Genomic DNA, 4,513 nt, shown 5'->3' with positions numbered 1-4,513 from the left:
GCCCGACGGTGCCGATCTGGTTCAGCGGCTGCTGCCGGACGGCGTCGACCTCGTGGGCGCCGACCGCGCCGTCGCGGCACGGGTCGGCGCGCTGCGCGGAGCGGGACGGACCGCGGTGGTCGTGGCAGTCGGCGCACGGCGCGGCGGCGCACCGGGACCAGACGGATACCGGCTCCTCATCCGGGCCGTCCGGCTGGCGGGCAAGCTCGGCTTCGGGCTGGTCACCCTGGTCGACACCCCCGGCGCCGCGGCCGACGCACCGGCCGAGGCCGGCGGCATCGCCGCAGCCATCGGCGATGCCATGGCCGCGGTCGTGGCCTGCCCCGCTCCGACGGTGGCGATCGTGCACGGCGAGGGTGGCTCGGGCGGCGCGCTCGCCGCGGCCGTCACCGACGCGGTCGCGATGACGCCCGACAGCTACTTCACCGCGCTGTCCCCGGAAGGGGCCGCGGCGACCCTGCGGATACCCGTGAGCCGGGCCGCCGACGGGGCGGGCCTACGCCCGGCCGATCTGTACCGGCTCGGCTTCGCCGACCGGCTGCTCGCCGGCGGCGATCCGGACACGATCGCCGAAGCCGTCGTCACCCTGCTCGACGACCTGTGCGGACAGGATCCAGACACGCGTCGCCGGCACCGTTGGGGGCGCTGGTCGACAGAACTGGGTAACAGTCTGTAATCTCTCTGCGTTTCTCCGACCGAGTCCGACGATGTCGGACGCGCAGCGAAGTGTCCACCCGGTTACTGATCGCGCACCTCGCCGCCGGCCGTTCGACCAGGGAGAGTGATCCGCCATCGACGACCTGCCCGCGCCGCGGGTGCGACCGGCACCCGCAGCGGCACCGACACCTGGTCGCGTCGCAGGCGCCACCGCCACCGGCCTGACCCGGTCGCGCCGCTCCCTCGCCGCCGGACTGCGCGCCACCCCGGCGGGCGCCCGTGGGCTCGCGGTCGAGACCGCCGGCTTCGCGACCCATCTGGCCCTGTACCCAGCGGGTGCCCTGCCCCGGCGCCGCGAGCGCCCCGACGGGAACTACTCCCTTGGCCGCCTGGCCCCGCTGCAACGCGGCCTGCTGGTCCGCGCGCCCGCCGCGGCCACCACCCCGGTGCTGCTCGTCCACGGGTTGGTCGACAACCGGTCGGTGTTCGCCCGGTTGCGCTATCACCTGCGCCGCTGCGGATTCCAGCGGGTCGAGCCGGTCGAGCTGCCACTGTGGACCCTGACCGTGCAGGACGGCGCCCGCCTGCTCGCCGACGCCGTCGCCGCCGCGGCCGGCGAACACGGCCACGTGTCGATCGTCGCGCACTCCCTGGGCGGACTGGTGGCCCGCTACCACGTCCAACGCATGGGTGGTGACGCCCAGGTCGATCTGCTCGTCACCCTGGCCACCCCGCATCGCGGCGCCCGGCTGGCCGAACTGATGCCCCGGTCGCTGCCGTATCCGCTGCTCTCGCAGCTGCGCCCGGGCTCGCCGCTGCTCACGGAACTCGCCGAGCCGGCACCGGGCTGCCGAACCCGGTTCGTCGCCGTCGGCGGCGCTCTCGACACCGTGGTCCGCCCGGCGCAGGCGGCGCTGCGCCATCCCGACCTGGCCGCCGAGAACGTCACCATGCCCGGCGTCGGGCATCATTCCCTGGCGTTCAGCGGCGCCGCCGCCCGCCTGGTCGTCGGCTGCCTGGCGGGCACGGCGGCGCCGCGGCCGTCAGAGCTTCTCGACGGGCGCGTAGCGCAGCAGGAGCCGCTTGGTGCCGGAATCGGCACCGAAGTCGATCGTCGCCTCGGCGGAGTCGCCGACGCCGGCAGCGGCGAGGACCACGCCGAGCCCGAAGCTGTCGTGCGTGACCCGATCGCCCTGACGCAGCTCGGGTATGGGCCGCGCCGACGGTTTGTTGCGGGCGAACGGCGAGTTCGGTAGCGCGCGGCGCCCGGCCGGCTCGCTGCTGGGCGGCGGCACCGGGCGCTGCGGCGCCTCGGCGATGCGACGCCAGTCGATCAGGGCGTGGGGCACCTCACCGAGGAACCGTGACGCCGGGTTGAACGCCGGCTGTCCCCAGGCGCTGCGGACCACCGACCGGGTCAGGTAGAGCCGGGCCCGGGCCCGGGTGACCCCGACGTAGGCCAGCCGGCGCTCCTCCTCGAGCTGGGTGGGGTCGCCGAGGGTCCGCATGTGCGGGAAGACGCCGTCCTCCAGACCCGTGAGGAAGACGACCGGGAACTCCAGGCCCTTGGCGCTGTGCAGGGTCATCAGAGTGACAACGCCGTCCGAGCCGTCGTCGGTGGGCACCTGGTCCGCGTCGGCGACGAGCGAGACCTGCTCGAGGAACCCGGCCAGCGTTCCCTCGGGGCTGCGCTCGACGTACTCCTGGACGACGCCGACCAGCTCCTGCAGGTTCTCCACCCGCCCCTGGGACTCGACGGTGTCCTCGGTGAGCAGCTCGGCCAGGTAGCCGGTGCGCTCCAGCACCGCCTCGACGACGGCGACCGGGCCCTTGGGCTCGACCGCGCGCAGCTCGGTGAGCAGCTCGGCGAACTCGCGGACCGCCTTCGCCGACCGGGTCGCGATGCCCGGAATCTCCTCGACCCGCGCCATGGCCTCGTCGAAGCCGATCCGATGGGCCTCGGCGAAGCCGGCGAGGGACGCCTCGGCGCGGTCGCCGATACCGCGGCGCGGCACGTTGAGGATGCGCCGCAGGTTCACCGTGTCGGTCGGGTTGACCAGCACCCGCAGGTAGGCCAGCAGGTCGCGGACCTCCTTGCGCTCGTAGAACCGCACCCCGCCGACAACCCGATAGGGCAGCCCGACCCGGATGAAGATCTCCTCGAAGACCCGGCTCTGGGCATTGGTCCGGTAGAAGACCGCCACGTCCGCGGGGCGGGCGAGCTTGGCATCGGTGAGCCGGTCGACCTCCTCCGCGACGAACGCGGCCTCGTCGTGCTCGTTGTCGGCGACGAAGCCGACGATCTTCTCGCCGTCGCCGGCGTCCGACCACAGCTGCTTTGCCTTGCGCTGGTTGTTCTTGGCGATCACCGCGTTCGCGGCGGACAGGATGATCTGCGTGGAGCGGTAGTTCTGCTCCAGCAGGATGACCGCAGCGTCGGGGAAGTCCTCCTCGAACTCCACGATGTTGCGGATGTTCGCGCCGCGGAAGGCGTAGATCGACTGGTCGGCGTCGCCGACCACGCACAGCTCCCCCGGTGGCACCGCGCCCGACGCCCAGGTCACGGTGTCGGCCGCGGGCTCCTGCGGGGCCTGCGCGCCGCCGCCCTGCGCCGGCTGGCCGACGAGCTCCCGCACCAGCACGTACTGGGCGTGGTTGGTGTCCTGGTACTCATCGACCAGGACGTGGCGGAAGCGGCGGCGGTAGTGCTCGGCGACGTCGGGGAACGCCTGCAGCAGATGCACCGTCGTCATGATGAGATCGTCGAAGTCGAGCGCGTTGGCCTGGGTCAGCCGCTGCTGGTAGGCCGCGTAGACGTCCGCGACCGTGCGCTCCAGGTGGCTCGTCGCCCGGCTCCGGGCGGTCTCCCAGTCGATCAGCTCGTTCTTCAGGTTGCTGATCTGCGCGGCGAGGCCGCGGGCCGGGTGGCGCTTCGGGTCAAGGTCCAGGTCCCTGGTGACCAGGGTGATCAGACGCTGCGCGTCCGCGGCGTCATAGATGGTGAAGGACGAGGCGAAGCCGAGCCGCTTCGCCTCCGAGCGCAGGATGCGCACGCAGGCGGAGTGGAACGTGCTCACCCACATCGCCCGCGCCCGCGGGCCGACCAGCGCGCCGACCCGCTCCCGCATCTCGGCCGCGGCCTTGTTCGTGAAGGTGATCGCCAGAATCTCCCCCGGCCGCACGTCCCGGGCGGCCAACAGGTAGGCGATGCGATGGGCCAGCACCCGGGTCTTTCCCGAGCCGGCACCGGCGACGACCAGCAGGGGCGCGCCGATGTGCACCACCGCCGCCCGTTGCTGCGGGTTGAGCCCGTCGAGCAGGCCTTCCGCGTCGAGGCGGGGCTGGCCACCGGCCGTGTCCGGCGCGGGCGCGAGCACCGCGGGGCCGAACAGGTCGTAGGGCACGCCGCCGCCACCTGCGCCCGCCGCGCTGGGTGACTCACCGAACAGTGTGCTCATAAGACCTCGATCGTACGTTCGACGCCGGACTTCACCGCTACCGCCAGCCTATGGGCATCGGGTCCGATGACGCCCCGGCGGGCCGGCTCAGGCCGTGGTCCGAACCTCCGACGCGCCCGACACGCCGGCCCGTGACCGCTCGCCGCGCAGGTCATCGGCCTGCCGCTCACCGAGGTCCGGGACGGGCAGCGCGGCGAGCGCGCTGACCCGGGCGGCCACGCCAGGATCGAGGTTGCCGCCCGAGAGCACCGCCACGGTCGTCCCCACCGCCAGCTCGCGATGGCGCAGCAGCGCGGCGACCGGCGCGGGGGCGGCCCCCGCCTCCCCCTCCCCCCCCCCCCCCCCCCCCCCCAAACCCCCCCACAAAACGGCCCCCTCGAACCGCGACACCACAAAAA

General features: G+C 73.6%; 2 protein-coding genes and 2 pseudogenes. 2 read left to right on the top strand and 2 right to left on the bottom strand.

Annotation, left to right across the window (positions count from 1 at the left end; all coding sequences use genetic code 11):
- Together MXD58_RS20645 and MXD58_RS30800 are read left to right on the top strand one after the other, a co-directional pair.
- On the top strand, positions 1–676 hold a 676-nt coding region (locus MXD58_RS20645), incomplete at its 5' end, for a carboxyl transferase domain-containing protein (RefSeq protein ID WP_374616414.1).
- A 139-nt stretch (positions 677–815) separates the two neighbouring features.
- Positions 816–1,400: pseudogene (locus MXD58_RS30800) on the top strand (esterase/lipase family protein); the annotation flags it as partial.
- Positions 1,401–1,700: 300 nt separating this feature from the next.
- Here MXD58_RS30800 and pcrA read toward each other — a convergent pair.
- The gene (gene pcrA / locus MXD58_RS20640; RefSeq protein ID WP_248840950.1) at positions 1,701–4,115 is read right to left on the bottom strand and encodes a DNA helicase PcrA; all 2,415 of its coding nucleotides are present in this window, start codon (positions 4,113–4,115) and stop codon (positions 1,701–1,703) included.
- 87 nt (positions 4,116–4,202) lie between these two features.
- Positions 4,203–4,513 (bottom strand): annotated as a pseudogene (locus tag MXD58_RS20635) (hypothetical protein); the annotation flags it as partial.

Origin of the sequence: Frankia sp. AgKG'84/4 (assembly GCF_023242965.2) — a bacterium.
Classification (GTDB): Bacteria; Actinomycetota; Actinomycetes; order Frankiales; family Frankiaceae; genus Frankia.
This window is presented reverse-complemented; position numbering and strand designations above follow the sequence as displayed.

Bases quoted from the DNA above. Each gene is read 5' to 3' on its own strand.
- pcrA (WP_248840950.1), bottom strand. From the start codon at position 4,115: ATGAGCACACTGTTCGGTGAGTCACCCAGCGCGGCGGGCGCAGGTGGC.